Raw genomic sequence first — 340 nt, 5'->3', positions numbered from 1 at the left:
GTAACGGGCACATCTGGAGTATTAATGGATATTTCATCAGATGATACATTAAGTGATGGAAGTGCGGTTGATACTACACCAGGAACCGGAAATGCAGAGATTAGTATTGATCCGAATGATACAGATGGCGATGGAAATCCATTGACCTTAGATGTACCAAATGAAGGAGTTTGGGTTTATGATCCAATAACGGATGATTTAACCTTTACACCAGATGCAGGTTTTACATCAGATCCAACACCAATCGTTTACACATTAACAGAGAATGGAACAGGCTTAAGTGATACTGCAACGGTAAGTATAGATTACGATATACAATCACCAACAGCAGTTGCAGATG

Annotated in this window: 1 protein-coding gene; it reads left to right on the top strand. The window is 39.4% G+C overall.

The window, feature by feature from the left end; all coding sequences use genetic code 11:
- Nucleotides 1–340, top strand: a 340-nt coding sequence (locus tag MPF19_RS19255; protein WP_249989879.1) for an Ig-like domain-containing protein, incomplete at both ends; no start/stop codon positions are given.

It is taken from the genome of Polaribacter sp. Z014 (genome assembly GCF_023555435.1).
Classification (GTDB): domain Bacteria; phylum Bacteroidota; class Bacteroidia; order Flavobacteriales; family Flavobacteriaceae; genus Polaribacter.
Note: the sequence above shows the minus strand (reverse complement) of the source record. Positions and strands in the feature narration are given on the sequence as shown.